This is a genomic window from Leisingera sp. ANG-DT (assembly GCF_000813785.1).
Taxonomy (GTDB): Bacteria; Pseudomonadota; Alphaproteobacteria; order Rhodobacterales; family Rhodobacteraceae; genus Leisingera.
Genome location: NZ_JWLE01000025.1, coordinates 25,342 through 52,176, shown reverse-complemented (window position 1 = coordinate 52,176; position 26,835 = coordinate 25,342). Strand labels below are relative to the sequence as shown.

The following is a 26,835-nucleotide window of genomic DNA, read 5'->3' as shown; positions in this document are numbered from 1 at the left end:
GCAGGGTGCCGTGCCGGGCAGGCGGAAATTGCCGGTTTTCGACCTCGGCGTCGCGATGGGGCCATTGAAGGGAATAACTTTTTGTGAGGGTGGCGGCCCGGGGCTATCTTCCCGCGGTTGCCGCGCGGCCCGCGGTCGGCCGCACCCGGCCTTCGCGCCAGGCCAGAACAGCGGCGCCCGCCAGGATGATGCAGGCGCCGAGGAAGGAGATGGCATCCGGCACCACACCAAAGCCGAGGAAATCGTAAAGCGCAGCAAACACCAGCGTGGCATAGCTGAACGGCGCCACAAAGGACGCATCGGCCCGCGCCATCCCGTTGATGAAACAGGCCTGCGCGCAGGCCATCAGCAGCCCCAGCGCCGCCAATGCGCCCCATTGCCCGGTGCTCGGCATTTGCCAGACCGGCAGCACCGCGCAGCTGGCAATCATCATGCCCAAGAGGTTGTTGAACCACAGCACCTGCAACGGTCCCTCGCGGCCAGCGAGCTTCTTGATGAAAATCAGCTCCAGCCCCATCACCGCCGCCGCGCCCAGGGCCAGCAGCGCCGCGGGCTGGAAGCTGGCGGGCGTGGGGCGCAACAGAATCATCGCGCCGATCATCGCAACCAGCGCCGCGCCCCAGCGCCAGGGTCCGACCCGTTCCCCCAAGAGCGGGATCGCCAGCAGCATGCCGAAAACCGGGTTCAGGAAGGTGATCGCGGTGGCATCGGCCAGCGGGATATAGGCAACCGAGGCAAACATCAGCGTGACCCCGGCCCAGCCGAAGGAGGTGCGTCCGATGTGATAGCCCCAATGCGGGCGGATGAAGTGCGGGCGCAGGATCAGCACGGCGGTTGAAATGCCGATGAAGGCAAACAGGAAGCGCCCGTGGCTGATCTGCAGCGGATGCAGCGGTGCACCCAGCACATCTGTCCCCAATGACTTGGCCAGCAGAGTGGTGCCCGCAATGAAGGTGGTGGCCGCCAGGATCAGGGCAGCGGCCAGGGCGGGGTTCTGCGGGGTGTTGCGCGTCATGGCACCAGCGGTGCGGCAAGCCGCCGCGGGATGCAAGGGGAAAGGCTGCGGCAGCTGTCGTAATTTGCCGCCAGGGCGGGCGCGCTGCCCTCGCAGGTTTGTAAGGAAGAGGGGCGCTGCCCCTCTTGGCCTGCGGCCAATTCACCCCGGAGTATTTCGCCAAAGGTGAAAGGGCCGGGCGGCGCTTTGGCGGGGAGGGCTGCACAAAAGGGGTTTTCTTTCGCCAAAACCTCCACTATGGAACCCATCCATGATCAAACGCGCACATACCCCCATTTCGCGACGCCGACGCCGCCTGGTGTAACCGGCCCCTGATCCCCTGTGCCTGCCGTGCAGCACATCCCCCATTCGAAATCCAATGATCCACCGTTGACCCAAGGCCAAGCTTACGTCACAGCTTTGGCTTCCACCTTTGAAAAGGATGATCCCGATGATCCCGTCCGTTCTGCCGACCTACAACCGTGCCCCGCTTGAGTTCGTCAAAGGCGAAGGCGCCTGGCTGACCACGGCGGACGGGCGACGCTTTCTGGATCTGGGCTCCGGCATCGCGGTCAACGCGCTGGGCCATGCCCATCCGGCGCTGGTGGAGGCACTGACCACCCAGGCGCAAGCCTTGTGGCATGTGTCCAACCTCTACCACATTCCCCAGCAGCAAGCGCTGGCGGACAAGCTGGTGGAGCATACCTTTGCCGACACCGTGTTCTTCACCAACTCCGGCACCGAGGCCTGCGAGCTGGCGGTGAAGATGGCGCGTAAGTATTTCTATGACAAAGGCCAGCCGGAGCGGGTCGAAATCATCACCTTTGACGGCTCCTTCCATGGCCGGTCCTCGGCCGGCATCGCCGCCGCTGGCTCCGAGAAGATGGTCAAGGGCTTCGGCCCGCTGCTGCCCGGTTTCGTGCATCTGACCTTTGGCGATCTGGATGGCGTCACCAATGCCATCTCGGACAGCACTGCTGCCATCATGATCGAGCCGGTGCAGGGCGAGGGCGGCATCCGCCCGGTCCCGGATGCAGAGCTGAAGGCGCTGCGCCAGATCTGCGACGACAACGGCCTGTTGCTGATCCTGGATGAGGTGCAATGCGGCGTCGGGCGGACCGGCAAGCTGTTTGCCCATGAATGGGCGGGCATCGCTCCGGATATCATGATGGTGGCCAAGGGCATCGGCGGCGGCTTCCCGCTGGGCGCAGTGCTGGCCACCGAGGATGCCGCCAGCGGCATGACCGCAGGCACCCACGGCTCCACATACGGCGGCAACCCGCTGGGCTGCGCAGTGGGCTGCGCGGTGATGGATCATGTGGCTGACCCGGACTTCCTGGCAGAGGTGAACCGCAAGGCGGGTCTCTTGCGGCAGAAGCTGGAGGGGCTGGTGGCCGACCATCCAGAAGTCTTCGAGGAAGTGCGCGGCGCCGGCCTGATGCTGGGCCTCAAGTGCACGGCAGCCAACATAGATGTGGTCAACGCGGGCTACGCCAACGAGCTGATCACCGTCCCGGCTGCCGACAACGTGATCCGCCTGCTGCCGCCGCTGACCCTGAGTGATGAGGACATCGCCGAGGCCGTCAGCCGTCTTGATAAAACTGCCGCCCAGGTCGCAGCCTCCTGATCTTCACCTTTGCAGAAATACTCCCGGGGGTCCGGGGGCAGGCAGCCCCCGGCCTTCGCCAGAACAAAGCGATACGACTATGAACCATTTCCTCGACATCCACAAAACCGACCCTGCCGACCTGCGCGCCATCATCGACCAGGCTAAAGCCACCAAGCAGGCGCGCCTCGGCCGCCCCAAGGCGGCGCTGGATGATGAGCTGCCGCTGAAGGACCGGATGGTGGCACTGATATTTGAGAAACCCTCAACCCGGACCCGGGTGTCCTTTGATGTCGGCGTGCGCCAGATGGGCGGCCAGACTATGGTTCTGTCGGGCAAGGACATGCAGCTGGGCCATGGCGAGACCATCGCCGACACCGCCCGCGTGCTCAGCCGCTATGTCGACATGATCATGATCCGCACCTTCGATGAGACCGTGCTGACCGAGATGGCGGAGTACTCCGATGTGCCGGTGATCAACGGCCTGACCGACCGCACTCATCCCTGCCAGATCATGGCGGACGTGCAGACCTACGAGGAGCACCGCGGCTCCATCAAGGGCAAGAAAGTGGTGTGGTGCGGCGATGGCAACAACGTCTGCGCCTCCTTCATCCATGCGGCCGGGCAGTTCGGCTTCGACCTGACCTTCACCGGCCCCTCGCAGCTGGACCCGGAAGAGGAGTTCATGGGACTGGCGCGCAAGGCTGGATCGAAGATCGTGGTCGAGCGCGACGCCGTGAAGGCGGTGGAGGGTGCCGATCTGGTGGTCGCAGACACCTGGGTGTCGATGCATGACAGCCAGTCTTCCAAGGAGCGCCGCCACAACATGCTGCGCCCCTATCAGGTGAACGACGCGCTGATGGCGCATGCCAAGCCCGATGCGCTGTTCATGCACTGCCTGCCGGCCCACCGCGAGGAAGAGGTGACCTCCGCCGTCATGGACGGCCCGCAGTCGGTGATCTTTGACGAGGCCGAGAACCGCCTGCACGCGCAGAAGGCCATTATGCGCTGGTGCCTGGGCGGCTAAGGTCTGGCATTCCGGTTTTGCCAAGGCGCGCAGCAGGTGACACTGCTGCGCGCCTTTTTCGTGCGCTATGCGCCCATGACGCAGGGGCATGGGAGTTTGCACTGGCCGCTGGGCGCGGTTTCGGCAAACCTCCTGCCAAGAATTTCACCGCGAGGATTTCCCATGGACCGCAGCACAGCCCTGTTGATCGTCGACATGCAGCAGGAGATGGCCAACGTGGCCGCCTCTGGCCGCCCGCAGGCCAACCCGGATGCGGAGGAGACGGTGGCCGAGCTGGCCGCAGCCTTCCGCACCGCGGATCTGCCGGTGGTGCATGTAATGCATGACGATCCGCGGCCCGAGAGCAAGTTCCGCCGCGATCTGCCCAGCGGCCAGCCGTTGCCCTGCGCGGTGCCGCAGGAGGGCGAGGCGGTGTTCTGGAAAATCGGGTCATCCGGGTTCTACGGCACCGGGCTGGAGCAGCATCTGCGGGACGCCGGGATCACCCGGCTGGTGATTGCGGGTGGGGTGGCAGCCTTCTGCGTCAACTCAACCGCCCGCTCTGCCGCCAACCTCGGGTTTGAAATCGAGGTGGTAGAAGATGCGCTGATCGCCTTTGACATGCCCGCGCGCAACGGCGGGATGCTGGATGCCGGGACCGTTCTGGAGGTCACGCTGTCCGCCCTGCACGCAGGTTTTGGAAAGGTGGTGACCGCGGCAGATGTTCTTGCGCAGCTGCCTGCCGCGGCAGAGGCCTGATTCAGCCTTCGGCCAAGGCGCTGCCCGATAAACCTTGTGTCATGAGTGGATTGCCGTCAGCATTTCACTCAAGGACAGGGGAGGGCTGGCAATGGCAGGCACATCATCCAAACCGCAGGCGCTGATCGTCGGGGCCGGGACCGGTCTGTCGGCGGCTTTCGCCCGGCAGCTCTCTGCTGCGGGCTATGCGGTGCATCTGGCTGCCCGCAATACGGACAAGCTGGAGACGCTGGCAGCAGAGACCGGGGCCGTGCTGCACGTGCTCGATGGCACCGACACCAACGGGACCTCGGCACTGATCGACGGTTTGCCCGGGGAACTGCGGGTGGCCTGCTACAACCCCTCGGCCCGGCTGCGCGGTCCTGTTGCAGAACTGGAGCCGGAAGCGGTGCGCAAGGCAGTGGAGATCACTGCCTATGGCGCCTTTGTGCTGGGGCAGGCGGCGGCCAAGAGGATGCTGATGCAGCAGGCCTTGGACGGGCGGCGCGGCACCATCCTGTTCACCGGCGCCTCCGCCGGGGTGAAGGGCTTTGCCCAGTCCGCGCCCTTTGCGATGGGCAAGTTTGCGCAGCGCGGCCTGGCGCAATCGATGGCGCGGGAGCTGCACCCAAAGGGCATCCATGTCGCCTGGGTCAATATCGACGGCGGCATCCGCAATGCCGCCCGGCCAGAGCGGACAGAGGCCGCGGATAACCCCGACAGCATGCTGGACCCCGATGCCATTGCCGCGGAGTACATGCATCTGATTAACCAGCACCGCTCCGCCTGGAGCGACGAGCTGGTGCTGCGGCCTTGGGTGGAGCGGTTCTAGGGGCTGAAACCAAGGCAAAGAAAACCCCCGCAGCCGGATGGTGCGGGGGTTCCTAATGTGAATGTGGTGCAGCTCAGCTGACGAAGGTATTGAGCAGCAGGTAGATCACCGCGGACAGCAGCGCGGCAGCAGGCACGGTGATCACCCAAGCGGCCACAATTGTCATGAAGTGGCTGCGGCGCACCAGCTTGCGGCGGCGGCGTTCCTCCGGCGCGATGCGTTTCTCCACCGGGCGGCCTGCGGCGGATTTCTTCAGGCGGCGCTCCATGTGCCACTCGCGGAAGAAGCCGACGCCGAACACCGCGCCCACCGCGATATGGGTGGAGGAGACCGGCAGGCCCAGCCAGCTGGCCACGATCACGGTGATGGCGGCGGACAGCGACACGCAGTAGGCGCGCATTGGGTTCAGCTTGGTGATCTGGCTGCCGACCATGCGGATCAGCTTGGGGCCGAACAGGAACAGGCCAAAGGAAATGCCGAAGGCGCCGATCACCATCACCCAGGTCGGGATTGCGACCTTGGCGGCAAAGTCGCCGAACTCGGTGGCGTGCACGATGGCGGCCAGCGGGCCAACCGCGTTGGCCACGTCATTGGCGCCATGGGCAAAGGACAACAGGCCCGCGGAAATCACCAGCGGCAGGCCGAACAGCGCCTTCAGCGACTTGTTGCGGTTCTCCATGCCTTCGGACTGGCGCTTGATCAGCGGCGCGGTGATCACATAGGAAACCGCGCCGATGCCGGCACCGATCAGCAGCGCGGTCTGCAGGTCAATCTTGACGATCTTCTTCAGGCCTTTGAGGGCCAGATAGGCACCAAAGGCGCCCGCCATGATGGCAACCAGCACCGGCACCCAGCGGCGGGCAGCGGCGATTTTGTCGTCCTGGTAGATGATCCTGGCTTTGATGAAGGCCAGGAACAGCGCGGCGATGATGCCGCCCAGCACCGGCGAAATGACCCAGCTGGCGGCGATCTTGCCCATGGTGGGCCAGTTCACCGCGGCGGTGCCTGCGGCGGCCACACCGGCACCCAGCACGCCACCCACGACAGAGTGGGTGGTGGACACAGGCGCGCCGACCCAGGTGGCCAGGTTTACCCATAGGGCCGAGGAGATCAGCGCTGCCATCATCGCCCAGATGAAGATGCTGCTGCTGCTGACTGCGGCGGGATCAATGATGCCCTTGGAAATGGTCGAGACCACATCGCCGCCTGCCAGCAGGGCGCCTGCGCTTTCACAGATGGCGGCAATCACGATGGCGCCGCCCATGGTCAGCGCATTGGCACCGACCGCCGGCCCCATGTTGTTGGCGACGTCATTGGCGCCGATGTTGATCGCCATATAGGCGCCAAAGGCCGCGGCGGCGATCACCACCATGCTCATGGCGGAACCGCCGAAGAAAACGCCGGCGGCAAGGCCCGCCAGCACGATAAAGGCCAGCGCGATGCCCGGCGCCACCAGCGGGCGGGAGGCATAGCTGGTCGCGAGCTCCAGCTGGGAGATCCTGTTCAGATCCTTATCCAGCGTGTTCCATTGCGGACGCTGATCTTCGTGGCTCATCATCGCATTCCTGATTCCGGGGTCTGGGCACGCGCCTACCCCCGCTCAGGACACGGTTCAAGCGTTTGACATAAAAATGTCACATAACTTTTACAAACGGTGCAGAATGTCCCGCAGTTCCGGCTCATCCACCAGCCCGGCGGCCTCTGCGGGCTTCATCCACTGGCGGGTGCGCTCGCTGGATTCCGGGTAATCATCCTCCAGCTGCTCCACTTCGACCTCGAAGATCAGCGTTGTGACGGGCTCTTCGGTGCCGTTGTCGTGGCGCTTGGTGAAATGGTATTCACCGATCGGCTGCGGCGTGATGCGGGCCGGTTTGACGCCGGCTTCTTCCCAGGCTTCCTGCAGCGCCGAGTCCGGTCCGTCCTTGCCCTCAACCGGCCAGCCCTTGGGCAGGATCCAGCGCCCGGTGCCGCGGCTGGTGATCATCAGCACTTCCTTGCCGTCCGCATCCATGCGGTAGCACAGGGCGGCGACCTGCACGCGGGCAGGGCGCTGCAGCATCGGTTTGATGATCTCGTTCCAGGCGCGGGTCAGGGGGCTTGTCATTTGTGCTCAGCCTTTTGTTGTTGGGGAATATCCCGTGTCGTGTGTGTAACTGCAGGAATCTACGCCTGATTGACCGGGGTTGCAAGATGATGCGCGGGTTTGCCGTGCAGCAGACCGCAGGCCTCAGGCGGGGCTCCGGCCCGCTGATCCGCGCATCACAGATGCACCGCCAGCCGTTGGGCCGGGCAGCGCGGCTCAGCCGCGCTGCGTTTCGCTACTTGCGCCGTTTCGCCCTGAGCGTCGGGTCTTCTTGGGTCGGGTCTTCGGGCCAGGGGTGCTTGGGGTACTGGGCGCGCATGTCTTTTCTCACATCTGCATAGGAGCCGGCCCAGAAGCCCGGCAGGTCGCGGGTGATCTGGATCGGGCGCTGGGCGGGCGACAGCAGCGAGACCTTCAACGGCACGCCGCCCACCGAAGGGTGCCGGGTGACGCCGAACATCTCCTGCAGGCGGACCGAGATTTCCGGGATCTCGCCGTCATAGCTGATCGGAATCTTGCGCCCAAGCGGGGTTGTGAAACTGCCCGGCGCCTCGCGGTCCAGCATCTGCGTCTGTTCCCAGCTGAGCGCCGCCTTGAGCGCGGGCAGCAGGTCAAAGCGTTTCCAGTCCTCGGCCGATTTCACCCCGTCCAGCATCGGCAGCAGCCAGTCTTCCAGGTTCTCCGTCAGACCGTGCAGTGAGAAATCCGGCAGTTCATGGCCTTCCGCCCTGACCAGTTCCACCCGCGCCGCCAGCCGCGCGGCAGCCCCGGTGAGCCGCAGGCCGAGGTCGCGCACGCCGTCGAGCATCGCCCGGGCCACGGCGTCCGGCGGCACGTCCTTCCAGATGCGGTCGTCCAGCACCACGGCGCCGAACCGCTCCTGCTGGCGCGCCACCACCCGCCGGTCGCGCTTGGACCACTCGCATGTGTCCTCCCAAGTGATCTGATCCGCAAACAGCTCGCGGATCTCGGCCAGCGAGATTTGCGCCGCCATGCGGATCTTCGCCTCGCGCGGGTTGCCGTCGGTATCCAGCGCCACGATGAACGGTGCCCCCGCCAGCGTATCGCCGCCATCCAATATGGCGCCCTTGCCTCCGGACAGCACGAACCGTGGATTGTCGCCCTTGCGGCGCTGGCCGACGCGGTCCGGATAGGCGAGGGCGGCCATCATCGCGGCAGACAGGCCCGCATCCCGGTGGCCTGCCTGTTTCTCCAGCCGCCGCGCCTCGCTCCTGATCCGCTCCACCACCGGGCGGTTCAGCTGGTAGGGGTGATTGCGCGCAAACCCCTTGGGGTCCCGCAGCGCCTTCAGCCGCAGCGACAGGTCCGCAGGGGCGCCGCGTAGCGGATCGCGCTCACCCAGAAGGGCCGCCAGCGGTGCGGCTTCGGGGCCTGCCTGCAGCAGCATATGCCCAAGCCGCGGATGCAAGGGCAGGGCGGCCAGCGCCTTGCCGTGCTCGGTGATCCGCCCCTGGGCATCCAGGGCGCCCAGCATCGCAAGCAGCGCCTGCGCCTCTGCCAGCGCGCCCGCAGGCGGCTGGGTCAGGAACATCAGATCCTCCGGCGCCGCGCCCCACAGCGCCAGCTCCAGCGCCAGTGCTGTAAGGTCGGCGCTTTCGATCTCGGCGGGCGGAAACGCCATCAGCGCGCCTTCTTCGCCCTTGGTCCACAGCCGGTAGCAGAGGCCCTCCGCCACCCGGCCCGCGCGGCCCTGCCGCTGGGTCGCCTCGGCGCGGGTCACTTTCTCTGTCACCAGCCGCGACATGCCGGAGCCGGGATCAAACCGCGCGCGGCGCGCCTGTCCCATATCGACCACCACGCGGATATCCTGAATGGTCAGCGAGGTTTCGGCGATCGAGGTCGCCAGCACCACCTTGCGCCCCTGTGCCTCGGGCTGGATCGCCGCGCGCTGCTCGGCAAAGGGCAGGGCGCCAAACAGCGGCCGGATATGGCAGTGGCCGGGCAGCCGTTTTTCCAGCGCGCCGGCGGCGCGGCGGATCTCGCTCTCGCCGGGCAGGAACACCAGGATGCCGCCGCCGGTGGCCTTTGTTTCCCGTTCAGCCTGCACCACCAGATCCGCCAAGGCGTCCACGCGCCGCGCTTGCGCGGGCAGGGGGCGCTCCAGCCAGCGGGTGTCCACCGGGTAGCTGCGCCCCTCAGACGTCACCATCGGCGCATCCATCAGCGCCGCCACCGGCCCGGCGTCCAATGTTGCCGACATCGCCAGCAGCATCAGGTCATCGCGCAGTGCGCCCGCCACCTCCAGGCATAAGCCAAGACCCAGGTCGGCATTCAGCGAGCGTTCGTGGAATTCGTCAAAGATCACCGCGCCGATGCCGGGCAGGTCCGGGTCCGATTGCAGCATCCGGGTCAGGATGCCCTCGGTCACCACCTCGATCCGCGTGGACTTCGACACCTTCGCATCACCGCGCACCTTGTATCCGACGGTCTGGCCGGGCTTCTCCCCCAGCGTTTCCGCCATCCGCTCCGCTGCGGCGCGGGCGGCCAGGCGGCGGGGTTCCAGCATCACGATGCGGCCCGCGGTCAGCCCGGCCTCCAGCATTGCCAGCGGCACCCGCGTGGTCTTGCCCGCGCCGGGCGGCGCCTGCAGTACGGCACGGCCGCGGGCGCGCAGGGCGTCCAGAAGTTCGGGAAGGGCGTCTTCGATCGGCAATCTGGTCATTCCGCCTTATCGCCAAAGGGGCGGGGGAGGTCCAGCGGCCTTGCAGCGCCCGGCAATCCGCAAACCGCCTCAGGCGCGGCGGATTTGCCGCCTTTCCTGCGGCGTGCGCTGATGTAGTCTGCCCGCCAGACGGCAGGGGCTGGACTTTGCGGCGCGGCTTGCGCCAAGGTCCCGCCCATCAAGACAGGAAGGCACGCATGGACACCGATGAACTGACGCAGAAAATCCTCGATGGCGACCGCCGGGCGCTGGCCCGTGCCATCACCCTGGTGGAAAGCGGCCGCGAGGATCACCGCGCCAGGGCGCAGGAGCTGCTGTCGGAACTGGCCAAGCACAAACGCCAGTCGCTGCGCATCGGCCTGTCGGGCACGCCGGGCGTTGGCAAATCCACCTTCATCGAAAGCTTCGGCATGATGCTGACGGGCCTCGGCCTGCGGGTCGCGGTGCTGGCGGTTGATCCCAGCTCCGCCCGGTCCGGCGGGTCGATCCTGGGCGACAAGACCCGGATGGAACGGCTCAGCCGCGAGAAGAACGCTTTCATCCGCCCGTCCCCCAGCCAAAGCCACCTGGGCGGCGTCGCCCGCCGCTCCCGCGAAGCTGTCGCCCTGTGCGAGGCAGCAGGGTTCGACGTGGTGCTGATCGAAACCGTCGGCGTCGGCCAGTCGGAAACCGTGGTGGCAGAGATGTCGGACCTGTTCCTCCTGCTGCTGGCACCCGCCGGCGGCGATGAGCTGCAGGGGGTGAAGCGCGGCATCATGGAAATGGCCGACCTCATCCTGGTGAACAAGGCCGATGGGCCCCTGAAACCCGTCGCCACCCGCACCTGCGCCGATTACGCCGGCGCCCTGCGCCTGTTGCGCAAGCGGCCGCAGGACCCCGAAGGTTTCCCCAAGGCGCTTATGGTGTCGGCGGTGGAGGAGCACGGGCTGGAACAGGCTTGGGAAGAGATGCAGACGCTCACCGCCTGGCGCCGCGAAAACGGCCACTGGGGCCGCCGCCGCGCCGATCAGTCCTGCTACTGGTTCGACCAGGAGGTGCGCCAGGCGCTCTTGGCGCGGCTGCACACCGCCAGCGCCCAGGCGGCGATGGCAAAGCTGTCGGGGCAGGTGGCCGAGGGCGCGCTGACCCCGGCGGCGGCGGCGCAGCAGATGCTGCAGGACCACCTGAAGGGCTGAGCCGCGCAGATGCAGGAAACCCGGGTCTTCGACGGCGAATGCCTGCGCGCCTCGCTGTTCAACGCAGGCGCAGAACGGCTGTTCGTGACCTTCCGCCAGCGGGTTGCCGTGGCCGGGGAGTTCGAGGACCGCGGCCCGGTCAGGAACATGACCAGGCACGGCTATGCCCATCTGCACATCCAGCCCCGCCACAACGACTGGTACATCAACAGCGAGACCAAGGCGCTGTCGCGCAGCCTGAAGGAACTGTCCAAGGGCTATGGCGACGTCTCTGCCATGGGGTTTTCCATGGGCGGCTACGGGGCGCTGCGGTTCTCCGGGGCGCTGCGCCTGAACCGCCTAATTGCCGTCTCGCCGCAATACACAATTGCGCCGGGCGTGGTGCCGCATGACCGGCGCCGCAAGGAGGCAGAGGCCTTTGATGCGGCGCTCGGCGATCTGGTGCGCTATGGCCGCCATGATCTGCAGGGCGTGGTGCTGTTTGATCCGTTCCGCAAGATGGACCTCAGCCACGCGCTGTTCATCCAGGCGGTGTTCCCGGACCTGCAACTGTGCCGGCTGTCCTGCGGCGGCCATCCGGCCAGCCAGGTGATCCGCGAGGGCGGCAGCTTCTGGGACCTGCAATCGCTGCTGCGCGACGGCGCGCTGAACGCGGCGCGGGTACTGGAGCTGCACCGCAGCCGGCGCAGGCTGTCGCGGACCTATTGGCAGAAGCTGGCACGGGTGGCCCGGCAGCGCGGCCGGCCGGGGCTCGGGGCGGCGGCAGAAGCCGGTCTGGAGAGGCTTGAAGCGGCGCAGGAAAAGGTGCAGTAAGCGCGGCAAGAAAGCTGAGTTGAATCACTTGACGCTGTTGCCGGTTGAGCGTAAGAGCAGCGGACCAGTTTTCGGGCGCAGCCAATGGCCGCGCCCCTTGTGATTTGGCGCCGGACTGCCGGAGCCTCCAAAAAACGAAGGATGAAGATATGTCGCGCCGTTGCGAACTGACCGGAAAAGGCCCGATGACTGGCAACAATGTCAGCCACGCCAACAACAAAACCAAGCGCCGCTTTCTGCCCAACCTGAACGACGTGACCCTGCAGTCCGAAGTTCTGGGCCGTGGCGTCAAGCTGCGCATCTCCGCAGCTGCCCTGCGCTCTGTCGACCACCGCGGCGGCCTGGACGCGTTCCTGGCCAAAGCCAAGGACGAAGAGCTGTCGGCAAACGCGCTGAAAGTGAAGAAAGAGATCGCCAAGGCACAAGCCGCACAGGCTTAATTCCCTGGCCTGATCCCTTCACCGGATCGGATTAAGAGACACCGCGCAGGGCTGCCCCTGCGCGGTGTTTGCGTTTGCGCAATCTGCCGCAGGATTGCGCCTTGCAGACGGTTTGCCTTGGGGGCATATCTGCCTGCAGATGATACCTGCCTTGCGCATATTCCTTGGGCTGTTCCTGGCCCTGACCGTTGCCCTGACGGCGCACAGCGCCGCCGCCCGGCAGGGGGAGCGTAACGCCGCGGGCCAGATGGTGATCTGCACCGGCACCGGCCCGGTCGCAATCTACGTCGACAGCGACGGCCAGCCGGCCAAACCGCCGCACAATTGCCCCGACTGCGTGATGCATGTGCTGGACGCGGTGATGCAGCCTGCGGGGCTGGTACTGCCGGTTGTGGTCTGCAGTGAAGCCTCGGCGGGCCGGCAGGCCGCACTGGCCTCGGTGCAGCATATTCTGAATGCCAGCGCCCGCGCGCCGCCAGCCGCCTGACGTTCACACACAGCCTATCTGAAATTTGAAAATCCAACTATGAGGAGACAGAACATGTCCCTGAAGTCTGTTGTTTTTGCAGCCGCGGCTGCTGCTGCCTTTGCCACCTCCGCCTTTGCAGGCGATGCCATGATCATGGTGCACGACCAATACGCGCGGGTATCTTCCCCGACAGCCAAGGCCGGTGCCGCCTTCATGGAGATCATGAACAAGGGTGAGGCCGACGATCAGCTGATCGACGTGCGTTCCGACGTGGCCGCCAAGGTGCAGCTGCACACCCACAAGGAAGGCGATGACGGCGTCATGAAGATGATGCATGTGGAGGAAGGCTTTGCCGTGCCGGCCGGTGAAACCCATATGCTGATGCGCGGCGGCGACCACATCATGTTCATGGGCCTGAAGCAGGCGCTGAACCACGGCGATGTGGTGAAGGTCACGCTGGTGTTCGAAAAGGCCGGCGAGGTCGAGATCGAGGTGCCGGTGGATCTGGAGCGCAAGGCCGAGGGCCACGGCCATTCGGATCACTCCGGCCACTCGAACTAAGCGCCGCAGGGCAGGGCCGGCGCGGCGTCAGGCCGCGCTTCGGCCCTCCTTCGCGCCCAAAGCCCGCTCTTTGGCGGGCTTTTTGCCGCCTGGGCTCAGCCCAGCAGCTCAGCCACCCAGTCCGGAACAATCCCGCTGGCCGGGCCAAAGCGGCGCTCTGCAAAGCGGGAAGCGGTGGCCGACGGCTCCAGGTTCAGTTCCACCGTATGGGCGCCTGCCAGATACGCCTCATCGACAAAGGCCGCGGCTGGGTAAACCTCGCCCGATGTGCCGATGGCGGCAAACAGATCCGCCTCGGCCAGATGGGCATAGATCTCCTCCATGAAATACGGCATTTCACCGAACCAGACCACATCGGGTCGCCCGGCAGGCGCCGCGCAGGCAGGGCAGGGCTGGCCGGTCTGCATCTCCATTGGTGCAGGCCAACGGTGGCTGCAGGCCGCACACAGCGCGCCTGCCAGCGTGCCATGCATATGCAGCACCCCGTCTGCGCCGCCGGCCTCATGCAGCCCGTCGACGTTCTGGGTCACAATCACCACTTCTCCCGGATGCTCCCGCTGCAGCCGCGCCAGCGCCTGATGGCCCGGGTTGGGCGCTGCTTCCGCCGCCTGCCTGCGCCGCGCATTGTAGAAGCCATGAACCAGGTCCGGATTGCGCGCAAAGCCTTCGGGCGTTGCCACATCCTCGATCCGGTGCTGCGCCCAGAGACCGCCCTCATCGCGGAAGGTGCCCAGCCCGCTCTCGGCGGAAATCCCGGCGCCGGTTAGGATCACGATCTTCGCGCTCTTTTCCATCGCTGCAGAACCTCCTATCACTACTCCCGTTCAAAGGAGCCATTTGCCCATGCCTACCCGTATTCTGTTTGTCTGCCTAGGAAACATCTGCCGCTCCCCGGCGGCGGAGGGCGTGTTCCGCGCGCTTTGCCCGGAGGCTGAGACCGACAGCGCCGGCACCGCGTCCTACCACGCAGGCGAGCCGCCCTACGGCCCGATGCAGGCGGCGGCGCGGGCGCGGGGGCTGGATATCTCCGACCTGCGCGCCCGGCAGTTCCGGCGCGGCGATTTCGAGAGCTTCGACCTGATCATCGCCATGGATGACAGTAACCTGAAAAACATCGAAGCCCTGCGCCCGGCTGGCAGCGAAACCCCGGTGCGCCTGTTCACGGACTATGCGCCGGAGACCGGTGCCGGCCACGTGCCGGATCCCTATTACACCCGCGACTTCGACGGCTGCCTCGACCTGATCGAACAGGCCGCCAAGGGCCTTAGGGCGGCGCTGTAAATTACTCCGCAATCACCCGGAAACCGCCTGCCAGGAACGGCAGCTGCTGCACCGCCGGATCGATCATCTGGGTCTGCACCAGTCGGCGCACGGTCTCGGCCACATCGCGCGGCACCCGGTCGGCCCAGTCGGCGGCGGTGAACAGTGAGATTGTCCGCGACATTTCCCCGAACGGCAGCGGGAAGGCGTCGATCTGGTCGTGGAACCGGCCCGCGCGCATATACCCTAGCGGCGTGGTGATGGCCCAGCCGATCCGCCGCGCCACCATCGCCATCAGCGCCAGATGCGAGCCGACCTCAAACCGGTTCTCGAATTCCAGCTTCTGGCGGCTGAGCAGCCCCTCGATCTGCTGCGAGATCAGCTGTTCACGGGCATAGCGCAGAAACGGCAGGCCGCTCAGCTGCTCCTCTGCCTGCGCGATATCAGAAACCGCACCGCGCGGCGCCACCAGGATGAAGGGATCGCGCACCAGCGGGTATTCCACCAGCCCCTCGTGCAGGCCGCCGGCCGTGGCGGCAATGGCGATATGCAGCTCCCGCGCTTCCATCGCCCGCACCACGTCGTGGCTGGAGGCGGTGATCATCTTGAACCGGCACTGGGTGAGGCTGTCGGCCAGGATGGTGGCCAGCCGAGGCGTCAGGTCATTGTCGAAATCGTCGATCAGCCCGATCGACAGCGCCTGCAGGTGGGTGAGGTCCATCACCGTCAGCTCGCTCTGGGCCAGCCGCAGCTCGCCCAGCACCGCCTCGGTCCGGGCCAGGAAGCTGCGCCCTGCGGCAGTCAGCACCATCGGGCGGCGGCCATGGTCGATCAGTTCGCTGTCCAGCGCCTTTTCCAGGTTGCGCATCTGCTGGCTGACCGCCGGCTGGCTCAGCCCGGTCATCTCGGCGGCTTGCGCCACGGATCCGGTCTTGGCCAAAGCTTCAAACACTTCCAGCCCGCGTAAGGAAACGCCCTTGATCAACATATCAACTGCTCCAATACCTTAGGCCGTTCTTTGCGGTTTGAGGCTGCGCGGGTCAAGGGTGGCAATGCCGCAGTCTTTCCCCCTTGCGAAAATGCCGCAGCGCGGATGCATCAATAGAAAAGGCGCCCCGAAGGGCGCCCCCAGCAATCGTGAATGTGCCGCCGCTTCAGCCGCAGCTGCGTGCCGCGTGGTCGCCAAAGGCCTTGTAGCGCAGCCACAGCCGCTCGTCGCTGCGGTTGGAGGACTGGCGCACCACCTGGGCCTGGTGCGGATCGGCAAACCACTTGGAGACTTTCTTGCGCTCCGACGCTGTCAGGCTGCGGTTGGCGACCTTCTGGATGCAGTTGCAAAGGCTGGGCGAGGCCGCGGTGCGGTCCGACTGGCGGCAGGCGCGTTCAATGGCGCCGGCCTCAGCGCCCGCAGGCGCCAGCGCGGCCAGAAAGCCGGCGCAGAGCGCGGTTGTCAGGAAAGTTTTCATCTGCTCATGCCCCGTGTTTGGCAAGCGGGTCTGATGCCCGCAGTTCTGGCCGCAGTATGGCAAATGCGGGGCTGCGTTTCAATCGTGGTAAACGGGGAATGAAGGCGGCTGGAGCGCCACGGTCGACGGCCCTCCAGCTCTGGTTTCGCTCAGGCCTGGTTCGGCCCGCGCAGGGCGCGGACGGCCTGGCGCACGGCTTTCCAGTCTGCCGCCTCATCGTCCTTGCCGGCCTCTTCGCAGGCGCGCATCTTCTGCGCGGCCTCAGCCTCGGCCTTGTCGCCATGCGCGCTGTAGAGCGCGCGGGCGTATTCAGCGGCTTTGATTGCATCCATGCGGATCGTCCTCCTTTGCTTGTCACTCGCATCACAGGGGCGCGCGTCTCGCGGTACGGGAGCAGTATAGCGCATTTTGGCGAGCCATGCAGGGAACGGCGCGAATTTGCGGGGTTTTGGCGGCGCGGCGCGGAGGGCAGGGGGCAAAGGCCGCGTCGTAAACCTGAGGGCAGCGCCCGGTCCGAGGGTTGAAACGAAGCGCGATATTGGACAACGGGTGCGTTTGAACACCGAGGAACGCACCTGACCTTAGGGGAGGCGTAACACGCCTTCCCGTTTTGCCGGAGGCAAACCTTTGGTTTGACGGGGAAGGTCAGGCGTGTTCCGGCCTGCCGGCCGGGGGTGAGATTGATTTAGAGCACACCAAGAACTCGCAGCCCGATTTGCACAAGCTCAAAAAGCTTGGGGCCGATGGCTACCGCCGCGGTAATTGCACCGCCGCCGACCATGCCCGCAAGTTGCAAGGTCTTTCTTGTATCACTGTCGAACAACTCAGCCCCTTTGCGCGTCAGCTTGCCGTATTGATCTTGAAGCAGAGCCATCTTCGACACCCGGCTGAACACCCGCGTAGCCGCATCCGCCCCCGGCAAGGGCGGCGCGCCATCGGGCAGCGGCGTCACCGCATCGTTAATCAGCTCCGGAATATCCCGTGCGAAATCCTCTGCCAGCTCCGGGTCGCTGATGGCTGTCAGCACGGGCAAGGCCTCGCCCAGCACCTGCTTGTCCTCCGGTGCCAGCGCCTTGAACGCCTGCTGGGCAAGCTGTTCGCGGTTGGCGGCCACCTCCGGGTGGTTGGCCCGGATGCCGCGCACGCCTTCCTCCACCGCGTTCAGCAGGGCGAGGTTGTCCTCATTGTCCGGCAGTTCGCGGCTGTCATGCAGCTGCGCCCGCAGGCTGCCCGCCACCCGGGTCAGGGTCAGCTCGGCGTTCTGCGGGTCGTCCTTGTATTTCGTCAGCACCCGGTAGAGTTTTCGCACATCGCCTGCGCGCTCCGACAGGCCATTGTGGCCGCCCAGGCAATCCTCCAGCGCGTCGCTGATTTGCGACAGCAGCGCGGACATATAGGGCGCGTTCTCGACCGGGATAGGCACAGCGCGGAACTGGCCGGTCTCCGGGTTCAGCTCGATGGTCTCGGCCATCGGCAGTTTCTCGGAGAGCATCTCTGCCTTGATGCGCTCGATCTCGGCGGCGACGGCTTCGGGGCCTGCGTTCCATGTGGGCTCTTGGATTTGAACTATGCGCTTGTTTAACGCCGCGTTGTAGTCAGAACCCTCAACAAGGGCCTGAACCATAGAACGCCAAAATCCCCAAACTGCGGAGCGTTCATCGAAGTAGCTCAGCAGAGAGGAAAGTGAAGCGTTGTGCTTGCGGTCAGGTGCTGGCCAAAGCGGGGTTGAAAGGATTGACTTTTTGTCAAGCTTGCTTTTCGCTGTTTCCACATCTTTCTGGAGGCACCCTAAGTCTAAGTAATGCCCCGGCAAGACATTGTCCGGCTTAGATATAGCAAAAAAGACATCACCGGATGAAGCTTCTTCACCTTCCCATGATAGTTCGTAGAAGATCGCGTCCGAAGAGTAAGTCACAGTCGCTTCTGTCTCACGAGTGCTGAAGTGGAACCACGCTTCGCTTTTTTCAATGTTGTAGTCCCAAGCAAATCCGGAGTGGTTCTCCCACGGTTCATCTACGTCATCTAAGTAGAGGTTCAGGATGCTTCGAAGATAAACCAGTAGTACCTGATCGGGAACGTTTGGCCTGAACATTGACATGATTGGGAGAGTGCGAAGGAGCACTCGGGCCGAGATTGAAGTTTTGAACTGTTCGTCAACTTCGTATGCTGTTCTAATTTCTTGTAGGAAATCGTGCTGGGTGCCCATTCAATCCACCTTGACCAAACCCCGAATCCAAATCATATGCCTCAGCATGACTGACCTCGCTCACATCCGCAATTTCTCCATCGTCGCCCATATCGACCATGGCAAATCCACCCTCGCTGACCGGCTCATCCAGGAGACCGGAACGGTGAAGGACCGCGATATGAAGGAACAGCTGCTCGACGCCATGGACATCGAGCGCGAGCGCGGGATCACCATCAAGGCCAACACCGTGCGCATCGACTACAAAGCGCAAAACGGCGAGACCTATGTGCTCAATCTGATCGACACCCCCGGCCACGTCGACTTTGCCTATGAGGTCTCCCGCTCCATGCGCGCGGTTGAGGGCTCGCTGCTGGTGGTGGACTCGACGCAAGGGGTGGAGGCGCAGACGCTGGCCAACGTCTATCAGGCCATCGACGCGGATCATGAGATCGTCCCCGTCCTGAACAAGATCGACCTGCCGGCCTCCGACTGCGACCGGGTGGCGGAACAGATCGAAGATGTGATCGGCATCGACGCCACCGGCGCCATCCAGGTCTCTGCCAAGACCGGCCAGGGCATCCGCGAAACGCTGGAAAGCATCGTCCAGCACCTGCCGGCACCCGAAGGCACCCGCGACGCGCCGCTGAAGGCCATGCTGGTCGACAGCTGGTACGACAGCTACCTCGGCGTGATCGTTCTGGTCCGCATCATGGACGGCGTCCTGAAAAAGGGGATGCGGGTCAAGTTCATGTCGAACAACACCCTGCACCACGTCGACCGCATCGGCGTCTTCCGCCCCGCCATGCAGGTGGTGGATGAGCTGGGCCCGGGTGAGATCGGCTTCCTCACCGCCTCGATCAAGCAGGTGCGCGACACCCGCGTCGGCGACACCATCACCAACGACCGCAACGGCACCGAAAAGGCCCTGCCGGGCTTCAAACCGGCCCAGCCGGTGGTGTTCTGCGGTCTATTCCCGGTGGATTCGGCCGAATTCGAGGACCTGCGCGACGCCATCGACAAGCTGGCGCTGAACGACGCCTCCTTCAGCTTTGAAATGGAAACCTCCGCCGCCCTCGGCTTCGGCTTCCGCTGCGGCTTCCTGGGCCTGCTGCACCTGGAGGTGATCCGCGACCGGATCGAACGCGAATACAACATCGAGCTGATCACCACCGCACCAAGCGTGATCTACCACGTCTACATGAAGGGCAAGGACAATGTGCCCGGCGAGATGATCGAGCTGCACAACCCTGCCGACATGCCCGACCCCTCCAAGGTCGACCACATCCAGGAGCCGCGGATCAAGGCGACCATCCTGGTGCCGGACGAATACCTGGGCGACGTGCTGAAGCTCTGCCAGGACCGCCGCGGCATCCAGATGGATCTGTCCTACGCCGGCTCCCGCGCGATGGTGGTCTATGACCTGCCGCTCAACGAGGTGGTGTTCGACTTCTACGACCGCCTGAAATCGGTGACCAAAGGCTATGCCTCCTTCGACTACCAGATGACCGGCTACCGCCAGGACAACCTGGTCAAGATGTCGGTGCTGGTGAATGACGAGCCGGTCGATGCGCTCTCCACCATGGTGCACCGCGACCGGGCCGAGATGCGCGGCCGGGCGATGTGCGAGAAGCTCAAGGAGCTGATCCCGCGCCACATGTTCAAGATCCCGATCCAGGCTGCCATCGGCGGCAAGGTGATCGCCCGCGAGACCCTGTCTGCCCTGCGCAAAGATGTGACCGCCAAATGCTACGGCGGCGACGCGACGCGGAAGCGCAAGCTCTTGGACAAGCAGAAAGCGGGCAAGAAGAAGATGCGCCAGTTCGGCAAGGTGGATATCCCGCAGGAAGCGTTTATTTCAGCCCTTAAAATGGACAGCTGAAGCTGTCCATTTTAAGGGACGGCGGGCGAAAGCGGTTGGCAAAGCCAATTGCGTGCCCGCCCGGTACTGTTCTGCGCCGGAAACGAGACCTTTTCAAACGGTTGCAAGACGGGGCTTCGGCCCCGTTTTTGTTTCCGGCAATTGCCGCTGCCCCGCCCCGGCCGAGAGGCCGGGCAGCGCCTGATCCGCCCCTAGGGGCGGGTGCGACCCTCGATGAGTGAAGAGACACTGGGATAGTTTTGGCACAATACTTGATTGGAGAAGCCATGCTTTCAATTGGCGAAATGTAGGTGACATATTCACGGCAACGGCGAGCTGTTCGCTCTTTGGCTCTTGTCCGTTGTTGCCTCTGTTTCTTCGAGAGGGTTCGTCCTTGCGAAGAGAAATTTCTTTAGCGAGAGAGGGTTCTTTGGCTAAGCCTTTGTTGGTTAAGAATTTGCGCTGTTCCAGAGTTGCACTTATTGGCTGTGCGCTGTCCTTATTAGCCAGTAAGCTCTGTGTGTTGTCAGGGCAAGGCTCAGCAGCGGTAGAGCATTTCTTGGGGAAATTTGCATGGAAGATTATGATCGCCATTTCAGGTTGACTGAGACGCGTGACAAAAAAATAGTCCTCTTTGAAGAGCAATACAGGTTCTTGAGGCAGGAGATTTTGGATCGCCAGAAACGTAGGTTTTTTATCGTCGCGGGGGCTGCCCTTGGGATTCCTAGTGTGTCCGGACTGAAACTTAGCGGTGTGCTGGAAGGAACATTTATTTATGTAGTGCCGCTTGTTGTGGTAGCAATGTCATTTCTATTTGTCATTGAAGTGAACGGCATCGCAAGAGCGGGTAAGTTTATCGAAATCCACATCGAAGATGAACTGCGGGACGTTTCCGGTTGGGAACATTACTTGAAGAGAATGAGCAGAGATCATGCCCTCAATCCTCCGGTTGTGAAGGTTGCAAATGCTAGTTTTTTGATCTTGATGGCTGTCTATTTTCTCTTTTCAACTCTGATATCGTCGTGGAAGTTGTTATTCTTAGGTTCGCCCAGTGGCTCAGAGATTTTGAAGCTGATATGGTCGAAATCAGTTTTTCTTCCAATGGGTTACCTCGCGTTTGCGTCGGTCGTGGCCATGGTGTGGCTCAAGGAAGTGGGCCCTTTCCTGCGTTTTTCTGCAGAAGAACACAAAAAGGAAACTTAGTTGACTTGTTGTACCCGGTCGCCAGACCGGGCAGCGCCCGTCCCGCCCCCCGTCATGCCGGAGGCGTGCTTTCAGCACGACGCGGGCGCTTCGCTTCCCACCCCGCCGGGCCGGGCGCTGCCCTCCGCGTTCTAATCAAGCCTTTTGAAACCCGGGTGCCGGGGTAAGGCCGCTCCATAAGCTCCATCCGCCTGTATATCCGTAGGGCGGGCAATCCTGCCCACCGTCTACCGCCGCCCCCATGCGCCACTCTCCGCCCATCCGCGGCCTCTGCGCACCAACCCGCTGAAAACGCACCCGTTCCATGCTATCCTCCACCCCGTTCATCTGGGGAGGATAACACCATGAAACACCTGACTTTGGCTGCCGCGATCACCCTCCTGGCGTCGCCGCTTCTGGCCGGGCAATGCCCCGCCGATATTGCCGCCATCGACGCCGCACTGGCCGCGGGCACCGAACTGTCGGAGGAAGACCTGGCAACCGTCCAGGAACTGCGCGACGAGGGGCAGGCACTGCATGACAGCGGCGATCATGCCAACTCGGTTGCGACCCTGGCAGAAGCCAAGGCGATGCTGGGAATCTGACACACCTCAGCAGAAACAGAAAAACGCCCGGCGGCAAACCGGGCGTTTTTGCGTCTCCTCGCGAAAGCTAGTCCGCTTACAGCGCGTCCTGCACGTCCTGCGCGGCACCGCTGATCGCGTTGCCGGCCTTGGAAATATCGCGCCCTGCACCCTTGGCAGTCTCGCAGGCCGCCAGCCCCAGCAGCATCAGCGCGCAGGCAAAAATCCGCATCATTCCGGTCACTCCTCAAATCTGCTCTCTCTGTTGGCAAAATGTCTAGCAAGCCATTGGAGCGCAAGCCAGAGCCTTTGATGCGGTTGAGCGAAGTCAAGGCCGCGGGGGCCACGCCGGGCTAGGCTTTCGGCGAACAGTCACGAGGAGGCAGAGCCATGGACCTATCAACCCGCAAACAGGCGCTGGAGGCGCGCCGCGCCGAGCTGACCGGGCATCTTGCCAAGGTCGAACACACGCTGGACGCGCCGATGCCGCAGGACTGGGAGGACCGCGCGTCGGAACGCCAGGGCGACGAGGTTCTGGAAAGCCTCGGCAACGCAGAGCTGGACGAACTGCGCCGGATCGACGCCGCGCTGGGCCGGATCCGGGCCGGCACCTACGGCATCTGCGCCGGCTGCGGCGGCCTGATTTCCGACGCGCGGCTGGATCTCTTGCCCGCTGCGCCGCTGTGCAAAACCTGCGCCGGAGCGGCAGCGGGGTAGGGCGCGGCCTCCGGTTCAATGGGGATTTACCAGAAATTTGCAACTTATAAGGTAGTGCAATCCCCGTAAATCGCGAGTATCTTGACCTGGATCAAGGAGATAGAACTGACCCGGGGGCACGTTGCGCGAAACCTGAACTGGAGGGCATGGACGATGGACTTTTCCGCCAGAAGAGAATTGCTTGAGGCGCGGCGGCAGCGCCTGGCCGGGCTGCTGTGCCGCACCGGGCAGGCCCCTGCAGCACCCCGAATGGGCTCTCACCGCCAGCCGCGCTCTGAACGCGGCGCGGGCTGCGCGATCGAGGTGCTGCCCTACGCCAGCCACGAGGAGCTGCGCCGGATCGAGGCCGCGCTGGCCCGCCTGCGCGACGGCTCCTACGGCTATTGCCGGATCTGTGGCGACGACATCGGCGACGACTTTCTGGACCAGCGCCCGGCCTCGCCCTTTTGCAAGTCCTGCGCTTTGTAGCCGCGCCGCCCGCGCTGCGGCTCAGCAATGATTTCCTCCAGTGCCAGCGGCCTTTCGGGCCGCTGGCTTTTATGCCTGCAGGTATTTTGCTGGGGGCGCACTTTTTTTTGCCGGGGGCGCACAGGTTTTTTGCCACGGGCGCACCGGGGCCGTTGCCCGGTGGCAGCGCCGCACTACTTTAGCCCTTCGCGCGCAAAGGCCCCGTTGCCGTGCTTGCCGGGATGTGCCACAACCGGCCTGACCGACTGAACAAATGAGTTTAGCAGATGCCAGAATTCACTGAGCGCCGCCGCATGATGGTGGATACCCAGATCCGTCCCTCGGATGTCACCAAATACCCGATCATCGAGGCCATGCTGGCGGTCCCGCGGGAGAAATTCGTGCCGGACGCGCAGCGCGAGGCGGCTTATGCCGACCAGAACGTGCGCCTGGGCGGCGGCCGAGTGCTGATGGAGCCGCGCACCCTGGCCAAGATGCTGGATGCGGTGGATCTGCAGAACGACGAACTGGTGCTCGATGTGGCCTGCGGCTTTGGCTACTCCACTGCGGTGGCTGCGCGCATCGCGCAGATGGTGATTGGTGTCGAGGAAGACGAGGCCATGGCCGCGGACGCGCAGGAGCTGCTGAGCGAGACCGGCGCCGACAACGCCATCGTGCACATTGGCCCGCTGGCCGAAGGTGCTGCCGAACACGGCGCCTATGACGTGATCCTGGTGCAGGGCGGCGCCGAGGAGCTGCCCGCAGCGCTGCTGGACCAGCTCAAGGACGGCGGCCGCGTCGCCGCGCTGATGATGACTGGCAACCTGGGCGAGGTTAAGATCGGCTACAAGACCGGCGGCCGGATCTCCTGGCGGTTTGAATTCAACGCCAGCGCCCCGGTGCTGCCGGGCTTTGCCGCGGCAAAGGAATTCGCGCTCTGAGCCTGAGGGGCTGGCGCTGCGGCGGGACCCGCTGCAAGATATGAGGAAGGGGCCGGGCGCCGATCATTGGGTGCCCGGAGCAGGAACCAACCAACCGCGGCTGGCGGCGCGGCAAAAGATAAGGCAACCGATGCGAATGAAATTTCCGGCGAGTGTGTTCAAGGCTTTTGTATTTGCCGGCGGCGTGGCGGCGACGGCGCTGATGCCGCTGAAGGCGGCGGCGGACAACCTGTCCGACGCGATGATTGGCGCATATAAGACCAGCGGACTTTTGGAACAGAACCGGGCGCTGCTGCGCGCCGCGGACGAAGATGTCGCCGCAGGCGTTGCCCGCCTGCGCCCGGTGATCGAATGGACCACCTCTGCCACCCATACCTACACCCGCGGCACCAGCCAGTTCGGCAACTTCAATGAATTCACCGACAATGAAATCCGCACCCAGCTGCAGCTGACCCAGCTTGTTTTTGACGGCGGTGAAACGCGGCTGCGCAAACAGGCCGCGCAGGAACTGGTGCTGGCCACCCGCCAACGGCTGATCAGCATTGAGCAGCAGGTGCTGTTCTCGGCGGTTCAGGCCTATGTCGGCGTGCTGCAGGGGCAGGAAAACGTGTCGCTGCGCCGCAACAACCTGCGTCTGCTGCAGGAGGAGCTGAAAGCGGCCCAGGACCGGTTCGAGGTCGGCGAGGTCACCCGCACCGACGTGGCGCTTGCCGAAAGCCGGGTGGCGGCCGCCCGCGCCAACCTGACCGATTCCGAAGGCACGCTGCGGACTGCCCGCGCCACTTATCTGCAGGTGGTCGGCCATCAGCCGGGCAGCATCGCAGGCCAGCCGCGGCTGCCGTCGCGCAGCGCCTCGCTTGATCAGGCGCAGTCGATTGCCCTGCGCAACCAGCCCGACCTTCTGGCACAGCAGTTCTCGGTCAAGGCGTCCGACCTTCTGGTGCAGGCCACCACCAAGGCGCTGGGGCCGAGCGTGAACTTCACCGCCCGTGCAGGCCTTGGCGAAAACATCAATGACGGAACCGGCACCTCCTCGGATTTCACCGCCTCGCTGTCGCTCAACCAGCAGCTCTACACTGGCGGTCTCAACGCCGCGACCCGGCGCCGGGCCATTGCCACCGCCGATGCCGAACGCGGCACTCTGATCAACGTTCAGCGCACGATCCTGCAATCGGTCAGCGCCGCCTATTTCAACGTCGAAACCGCCCGCGCAACCCTGGTCTCCTCCGGCGAACGGGTGCGCGCCTCCAAAGTGGCCTTTGACGGCATCCGCGAGGAAGCCACCCTGGGCGCCCGCACCACGCTGGATGTGCTGCAGGCTGAGCAGGAATACCTCGATGCGCAGACCGAACAGGTCAATGCCCGAGCCAATCAGGCCCTGGCCGCCTATCAGCTGCTGCAATCCCAGGGGCTGCTGACCGCAGAGCATATCGGCCTGGCGGTCGAGATCTACGATCCCACCCTCTATTACAACCTGGTCAAGGACGCTCCGGCCCATCACAGCAAGCGCGGCAAGGATCTGGACCGGGTGCTCAAGGCCTTGGGACGTAACTGACAATTCATCCTATCAGTTGTGCGGGAAGGGGAAGGCCGCTACACTCTGACTCAAGAGGCAAGAGTGGTTTTAGATAATGTCCGACCCAGTTACCCACGCTGAGATTGAAGATGTATTGTCCTCGATCCGCCGGTTGGTGAGCGAAGACACACGGCAACAGCCCGCGGCGCCGGAACCGGCGGCGCGGCTGGTGCTGACACCCGCCCTGCGGGTGCAGGAGGCCGACGCCCCCGTCAGCGGCCCGCCCGCTGCAGAACCAGATGCAGAGCAGGACACAGAGGCTGCTGAGGCTGTCGCGGAACCGGCAGAGCAGGCAGCGGAAGACCTGCCGCAGACTGGTTTCGAAGCACAAGAACAGGGCGGTGGCACCGCCGCCATCGCGGATACCGCAGCTGCGGAAGACCTCGCCGCCAGCCTGGCACCGGAACCGCCGCTGGCCTTCCGCCACCACAGGGACCGGGACATTGGCCGAACGGACGCAGATGCACCGCAGGAGACGGCCGAAGATCAGGCCCCGTCTGCCGCCGCTGCGGATCCTGCCGAAACAGATGCGCCCTGGGGCAACCCCGAAACCACCCTGTTTGCCGCCGCTGCCGGAGCCGGGCAGCACGCTGACGATGAAGCCGGGGACGAAGGTACACACGCTGAAGGGGAGGCGGACGCCCAAAAGGCCGCGCCAGTCCTGCTGACGGAAGAAAGCCTCGCCAGCACCACCGCCGGCGCCCGCGCCGCATCCGTAGTCCGCAAGATTGCGGAGCTGGAGGCGCGCAGCACAGCCGCACAGGACCGCGCCCGGCAGCACTGGGAGCCGGACAGCCAGACCGAGGCGCCCTTTGCCGGCGCCGGTCCCGACACCATCGAATGGCGGGATGAGCCGCTGCCGCACCGCCGCACCCGCCGCGCGGACAACGGCATCCCGGATGCCGCTGCAGAGGATATCGCACCGGACACTGCCGATGACCCGGCCAGCGCCGAAGCAGCGCTGGATCCGGAAGCGGCTGCGGACACGCTGGAGGCGGCGGTGGAAGACGCAGTCACCGGCGCGGCAATGGACACGCTGGCGGAGGAGGGCGGCGACAGCTACCTCGACGAAGACGCCCTGCGCGACTTGGTGGCCTCCATCGTCCGCGAGGAACTGCAGGGCCCGCTGGGCGAGCGCATCACCCGCAACGTGCGCAAGCTGGTCCGCCGCGAAATCCACCGCGCATTGGCCGCCCACGACCTGCTCTGATCCGGT

Annotated in this window: 28 protein-coding genes; 18 read left to right on the top strand and 10 right to left on the bottom strand. The window is 64.6% G+C overall.

Features of this window, described 5'->3' with window-relative positions:
* Positions 1 to 103 precede the first annotated feature (103 nt).
* On the bottom strand, positions 104 to 1,015 hold the full coding sequence (locus RA21_RS17755; RefSeq protein WP_039151394.1) for a DMT family transporter: 912 nt from the start codon (positions 1,013 to 1,015) through the stop codon (positions 104 to 106).
* A 430-nt stretch (positions 1,016 to 1,445) separates the two neighbouring features.
* Here RA21_RS17755 and RA21_RS17750 point away from each other — a divergent pair, with 430 nt between their 5' ends.
* The 4 genes from RA21_RS17750 (at position 1,446) to RA21_RS17735 (ending at position 5,176) form a co-directional block, all read left to right on the top strand.
* Positions 1,446 to 2,621: an aspartate aminotransferase family protein gene (locus tag RA21_RS17750; RefSeq protein ID WP_039151490.1), complete on the top strand. Its 1,176-nt coding sequence runs from the start codon at positions 1,446 to 1,448 to the stop codon at positions 2,619 to 2,621.
* A gap of 79 nt (positions 2,622 to 2,700) precedes the next feature.
* Positions 2,701 to 3,627, top strand: a complete 927-nt coding sequence (argF, locus tag RA21_RS17745; protein WP_019296096.1) for an ornithine carbamoyltransferase — start codon at positions 2,701 to 2,703, stop codon at positions 3,625 to 3,627.
* A gap of 162 nt (positions 3,628 to 3,789) precedes the next feature.
* Positions 3,790 to 4,365 (top strand): isochorismatase family protein, encoded by a 576-nt coding sequence (locus RA21_RS17740; protein ID WP_039151393.1) that lies wholly within the window; start codon positions 3,790 to 3,792, stop codon positions 4,363 to 4,365.
* 91 nt (positions 4,366 to 4,456) lie between these two features.
* Positions 4,457 to 5,176, top strand: a complete 720-nt coding sequence (locus RA21_RS17735; RefSeq protein WP_039151390.1) for an SDR family NAD(P)-dependent oxidoreductase — start codon at positions 4,457 to 4,459, stop codon at positions 5,174 to 5,176.
* Between the two features lie 73 nt (positions 5,177 to 5,249).
* Here the strand turns inward: RA21_RS17735 and RA21_RS17730 are convergent, their stop codons facing one another.
* From RA21_RS17730 to hrpB, 3 genes are all read right to left on the bottom strand, one after another.
* Positions 5,250 to 6,731: an inorganic phosphate transporter gene (locus RA21_RS17730; RefSeq protein ID WP_039151487.1), complete on the bottom strand. Its 1,482-nt coding sequence runs from the start codon at positions 6,729 to 6,731 to the stop codon at positions 5,250 to 5,252.
* Positions 6,732 to 6,821: 90 nt separating this feature from the next.
* The gene (locus tag RA21_RS17725) at positions 6,822 to 7,280 is read right to left on the bottom strand and encodes an NUDIX hydrolase (protein WP_039151387.1); all 459 of its coding nucleotides are present in this window, start codon (positions 7,278 to 7,280) and stop codon (positions 6,822 to 6,824) included.
* A 214-nt stretch (positions 7,281 to 7,494) separates the two neighbouring features.
* On the bottom strand, positions 7,495 to 9,942 hold the full coding sequence (gene hrpB, locus RA21_RS17720) for an ATP-dependent helicase HrpB (protein WP_039151383.1): 2,448 nt from the start codon (positions 9,940 to 9,942) through the stop codon (positions 7,495 to 7,497).
* Positions 9,943 to 10,139: 197 nt separating this feature from the next.
* Between hrpB and meaB the strand changes: the two genes are divergently transcribed.
* The 5 genes from meaB to RA21_RS17695 all read left to right on the top strand — a co-directional run bounded on the left by meaB (position 10,140) and on the right by RA21_RS17695 (position 13,400).
* Complete coding sequence (gene meaB, locus RA21_RS17715) at positions 10,140 to 11,117, top strand: methylmalonyl Co-A mutase-associated GTPase MeaB (RefSeq protein WP_052257706.1); 978 nt, start codon at positions 10,140 to 10,142, stop codon at positions 11,115 to 11,117.
* A 9-nt stretch (positions 11,118 to 11,126) separates the two neighbouring features.
* Positions 11,127 to 11,930 carry a hypothetical protein gene (locus tag RA21_RS17710; protein ID WP_039151379.1) on the top strand — a complete coding sequence of 268 codons (804 nt, stop codon included), beginning with the start codon at positions 11,127 to 11,129 and terminating at the stop codon, positions 11,928 to 11,930.
* Positions 11,931 to 12,079: 149 nt separating this feature from the next.
* A complete protein-coding gene (gene rpmB / locus RA21_RS17705) occupies positions 12,080 to 12,370 on the top strand; it encodes a 50S ribosomal protein L28 (RefSeq protein ID WP_019296104.1) in 291 nt (96 codons plus the stop codon).
* Positions 12,371 to 12,521: 151 nt separating this feature from the next.
* The gene (locus RA21_RS17700; RefSeq protein WP_241480926.1) at positions 12,522 to 12,857 is read left to right on the top strand and encodes a DUF2946 family protein; all 336 of its coding nucleotides are present in this window, start codon (positions 12,522 to 12,524) and stop codon (positions 12,855 to 12,857) included.
* 54 nt (positions 12,858 to 12,911) lie between these two features.
* Positions 12,912 to 13,400, top strand: coding sequence for a copper chaperone PCu(A)C (locus RA21_RS17695; protein ID WP_039151371.1), 489 nt, complete (start codon positions 12,912 to 12,914; stop codon positions 13,398 to 13,400).
* A gap of 95 nt (positions 13,401 to 13,495) precedes the next feature.
* Here RA21_RS17695 and RA21_RS17690 read toward each other — a convergent pair whose 3' ends face one another.
* Complete coding sequence (locus RA21_RS17690; protein ID WP_039151367.1) at positions 13,496 to 14,194, bottom strand: NAD-dependent deacylase; 699 nt, start codon at positions 14,192 to 14,194, stop codon at positions 13,496 to 13,498.
* A gap of 49 nt (positions 14,195 to 14,243) precedes the next feature.
* Between RA21_RS17690 and RA21_RS17685 the strand changes: the two genes are divergently transcribed.
* Complete coding sequence (locus tag RA21_RS17685) at positions 14,244 to 14,681, top strand: low molecular weight protein-tyrosine-phosphatase (RefSeq protein ID WP_019296108.1); 438 nt, start codon at positions 14,244 to 14,246, stop codon at positions 14,679 to 14,681.
* Between the two features lies 1 nt (position 14,682).
* On the opposite strand, the gene RA21_RS17680 is transcribed toward RA21_RS17685, so the two are convergent.
* From RA21_RS17680 to RA21_RS23210, 4 genes are all read right to left on the bottom strand, one after another.
* Complete coding sequence (locus RA21_RS17680) at positions 14,683 to 15,648, bottom strand: LysR family transcriptional regulator (protein ID WP_039151364.1); 966 nt, start codon at positions 15,646 to 15,648, stop codon at positions 14,683 to 14,685.
* 166 nt (positions 15,649 to 15,814) lie between these two features.
* Positions 15,815 to 16,126, bottom strand: coding sequence for a hypothetical protein (locus RA21_RS17675; protein WP_019296110.1), 312 nt, complete (start codon positions 16,124 to 16,126; stop codon positions 15,815 to 15,817).
* A gap of 149 nt (positions 16,127 to 16,275) precedes the next feature.
* A complete protein-coding gene (locus tag RA21_RS17670) occupies positions 16,276 to 16,458 on the bottom strand; it encodes a hypothetical protein (protein WP_039151362.1) in 183 nt (60 codons plus the stop codon).
* Between the two features lie 353 nt (positions 16,459 to 16,811).
* Entirely contained in the window at positions 16,812 to 18,332 is a 1,521-nt protein-coding gene (locus RA21_RS23210) for a hypothetical protein (RefSeq protein WP_241483521.1), read from the bottom strand.
* A 46-nt stretch (positions 18,333 to 18,378) separates the two neighbouring features.
* On the opposite strand from RA21_RS23210, the gene lepA reads away from it, so the two are divergent.
* The 3 genes from lepA (at position 18,379) to RA21_RS17650 (ending at position 21,959) form a co-directional block, all read left to right on the top strand.
* A complete protein-coding gene (gene lepA, locus RA21_RS17660; RefSeq protein WP_039151358.1) occupies positions 18,379 to 20,193 on the top strand; it encodes a translation elongation factor 4 in 1,815 nt (604 codons plus the stop codon).
* A gap of 552 nt (positions 20,194 to 20,745) precedes the next feature.
* Positions 20,746 to 21,375, top strand: a complete 630-nt coding sequence (locus RA21_RS17655; RefSeq protein ID WP_039151354.1) for a hypothetical protein — start codon at positions 20,746 to 20,748, stop codon at positions 21,373 to 21,375.
* A 344-nt stretch (positions 21,376 to 21,719) separates the two neighbouring features.
* Positions 21,720 to 21,959 carry a hypothetical protein gene (locus tag RA21_RS17650; protein WP_019296115.1) on the top strand — a complete coding sequence of 80 codons (240 nt, stop codon included), beginning with the start codon at positions 21,720 to 21,722 and terminating at the stop codon, positions 21,957 to 21,959.
* A 76-nt stretch (positions 21,960 to 22,035) separates the two neighbouring features.
* Here the strand turns inward: RA21_RS17650 and RA21_RS22410 are convergent, their stop codons facing one another.
* On the bottom strand, positions 22,036 to 22,173 hold the full coding sequence (locus RA21_RS22410; RefSeq protein WP_019296116.1) for an entericidin A/B family lipoprotein: 138 nt from the start codon (positions 22,171 to 22,173) through the stop codon (positions 22,036 to 22,038).
* A gap of 155 nt (positions 22,174 to 22,328) precedes the next feature.
* On the opposite strand from RA21_RS22410, the gene RA21_RS17645 reads away from it, so the two are divergent.
* From RA21_RS17645 to RA21_RS22915, 5 genes are all read left to right on the top strand, one after another.
* Positions 22,329 to 22,655 (top strand): TraR/DksA family transcriptional regulator, encoded by a 327-nt coding sequence (locus RA21_RS17645; protein WP_039151350.1) that lies wholly within the window; start codon positions 22,329 to 22,331, stop codon positions 22,653 to 22,655.
* A gap of 249 nt (positions 22,656 to 22,904) precedes the next feature.
* Positions 22,905 to 23,123, top strand: coding sequence for a TraR/DksA family transcriptional regulator (locus RA21_RS17640; RefSeq protein ID WP_241483520.1), 219 nt, complete (start codon positions 22,905 to 22,907; stop codon positions 23,121 to 23,123).
* A 266-nt stretch (positions 23,124 to 23,389) separates the two neighbouring features.
* Positions 23,390 to 24,043: a protein-L-isoaspartate O-methyltransferase family protein gene (locus RA21_RS17635; RefSeq protein ID WP_039151347.1), complete on the top strand. Its 654-nt coding sequence runs from the start codon at positions 23,390 to 23,392 to the stop codon at positions 24,041 to 24,043.
* A gap of 130 nt (positions 24,044 to 24,173) precedes the next feature.
* Positions 24,174 to 25,598, top strand: a complete 1,425-nt coding sequence (locus RA21_RS17630) for a TolC family outer membrane protein (protein WP_019296120.1) — start codon at positions 24,174 to 24,176, stop codon at positions 25,596 to 25,598.
* Between the two features lie 76 nt (positions 25,599 to 25,674).
* Positions 25,675 to 26,829, top strand: a complete 1,155-nt coding sequence (locus RA21_RS22915; protein ID WP_052257704.1) for a hypothetical protein — start codon at positions 25,675 to 25,677, stop codon at positions 26,827 to 26,829.
* Positions 26,830 to 26,835 lie beyond the last annotated feature (6 nt).

What these genes read in the sequence shown, in the direction of transcription:
- RA21_RS17650 (WP_019296115.1), top strand. Translation starts at nt 21,720, where the DNA reads ATGAAACACCTGACTTTGGCTGCCGCGATCACCCTCCTGGCGTCGCCG.
- RA21_RS17690 (WP_039151367.1), bottom strand. Translation starts at nt 14,194, where the DNA reads ATGGAAAAGAGCGCGAAGATCGTGATCCTAACCGGCGCCGGGATTTCC.
- RA21_RS17710 (WP_039151379.1), top strand. Translation starts at nt 11,127, where the DNA reads ATGCAGGAAACCCGGGTCTTCGACGGCGAATGCCTGCGCGCCTCGCTG.
- RA21_RS17630 (WP_019296120.1), top strand. Translation starts at nt 24,174, where the DNA reads ATGCGAATGAAATTTCCGGCGAGTGTGTTCAAGGCTTTTGTATTTGCC.
- RA21_RS22915 (WP_052257704.1), top strand. Translation starts at nt 25,675, where the DNA reads ATGTCCGACCCAGTTACCCACGCTGAGATTGAAGATGTATTGTCCTCG.
- RA21_RS17740 (WP_039151393.1), top strand. Translation starts at nt 3,790, where the DNA reads ATGGACCGCAGCACAGCCCTGTTGATCGTCGACATGCAGCAGGAGATG.
- RA21_RS17730 (WP_039151487.1), bottom strand. Translation starts at nt 6,731, where the DNA reads ATGAGCCACGAAGATCAGCGTCCGCAATGGAACACGCTGGATAAGGAT.
- RA21_RS17655 (WP_039151354.1), top strand. Translation starts at nt 20,746, where the DNA reads ATGGAAGATTATGATCGCCATTTCAGGTTGACTGAGACGCGTGACAAA.
- RA21_RS17685 (WP_019296108.1), top strand. Translation starts at nt 14,244, where the DNA reads ATGCCTACCCGTATTCTGTTTGTCTGCCTAGGAAACATCTGCCGCTCC.
- RA21_RS17645 (WP_039151350.1), top strand. Translation starts at nt 22,329, where the DNA reads ATGGACCTATCAACCCGCAAACAGGCGCTGGAGGCGCGCCGCGCCGAG.
- RA21_RS17755 (WP_039151394.1), bottom strand. Translation starts at nt 1,015, where the DNA reads ATGACGCGCAACACCCCGCAGAACCCCGCCCTGGCCGCTGCCCTGATC.
- meaB (WP_052257706.1), top strand. Translation starts at nt 10,140, where the DNA reads ATGGACACCGATGAACTGACGCAGAAAATCCTCGATGGCGACCGCCGG.
- RA21_RS17675 (WP_019296110.1), bottom strand. Translation starts at nt 16,126, where the DNA reads ATGAAAACTTTCCTGACAACCGCGCTCTGCGCCGGCTTTCTGGCCGCG.
- rpmB (WP_019296104.1), top strand. Translation starts at nt 12,080, where the DNA reads ATGTCGCGCCGTTGCGAACTGACCGGAAAAGGCCCGATGACTGGCAAC.
- RA21_RS22410 (WP_019296116.1), bottom strand. Translation starts at nt 22,173, where the DNA reads ATGATGCGGATTTTTGCCTGCGCGCTGATGCTGCTGGGGCTGGCGGCC.
- RA21_RS17680 (WP_039151364.1), bottom strand. Translation starts at nt 15,648, where the DNA reads ATGTTGATCAAGGGCGTTTCCTTACGCGGGCTGGAAGTGTTTGAAGCT.
- RA21_RS17735 (WP_039151390.1), top strand. Translation starts at nt 4,457, where the DNA reads ATGGCAGGCACATCATCCAAACCGCAGGCGCTGATCGTCGGGGCCGGG.
- hrpB (WP_039151383.1), bottom strand. Translation starts at nt 9,942, where the DNA reads ATGACCAGATTGCCGATCGAAGACGCCCTTCCCGAACTTCTGGACGCC.
- RA21_RS17635 (WP_039151347.1), top strand. Translation starts at nt 23,390, where the DNA reads ATGCCAGAATTCACTGAGCGCCGCCGCATGATGGTGGATACCCAGATC.
- RA21_RS17750 (WP_039151490.1), top strand. Translation starts at nt 1,446, where the DNA reads ATGATCCCGTCCGTTCTGCCGACCTACAACCGTGCCCCGCTTGAGTTC.
- argF (WP_019296096.1), top strand. Translation starts at nt 2,701, where the DNA reads ATGAACCATTTCCTCGACATCCACAAAACCGACCCTGCCGACCTGCGC.
- RA21_RS17725 (WP_039151387.1), bottom strand. Translation starts at nt 7,280, where the DNA reads ATGACAAGCCCCCTGACCCGCGCCTGGAACGAGATCATCAAACCGATG.
- lepA (WP_039151358.1), top strand. Translation starts at nt 18,379, where the DNA reads ATGACTGACCTCGCTCACATCCGCAATTTCTCCATCGTCGCCCATATC.
- RA21_RS17640 (WP_241483520.1), top strand. Translation starts at nt 22,905, where the DNA reads ATGGGCTCTCACCGCCAGCCGCGCTCTGAACGCGGCGCGGGCTGCGCG.
- RA21_RS23210 (WP_241483521.1), bottom strand. Translation starts at nt 18,332, where the DNA reads ATGGGCACCCAGCACGATTTCCTACAAGAAATTAGAACAGCATACGAA.
- RA21_RS17670 (WP_039151362.1), bottom strand. Translation starts at nt 16,458, where the DNA reads ATGGATGCAATCAAAGCCGCTGAATACGCCCGCGCGCTCTACAGCGCG.
- RA21_RS17695 (WP_039151371.1), top strand. Translation starts at nt 12,912, where the DNA reads ATGTCCCTGAAGTCTGTTGTTTTTGCAGCCGCGGCTGCTGCTGCCTTT.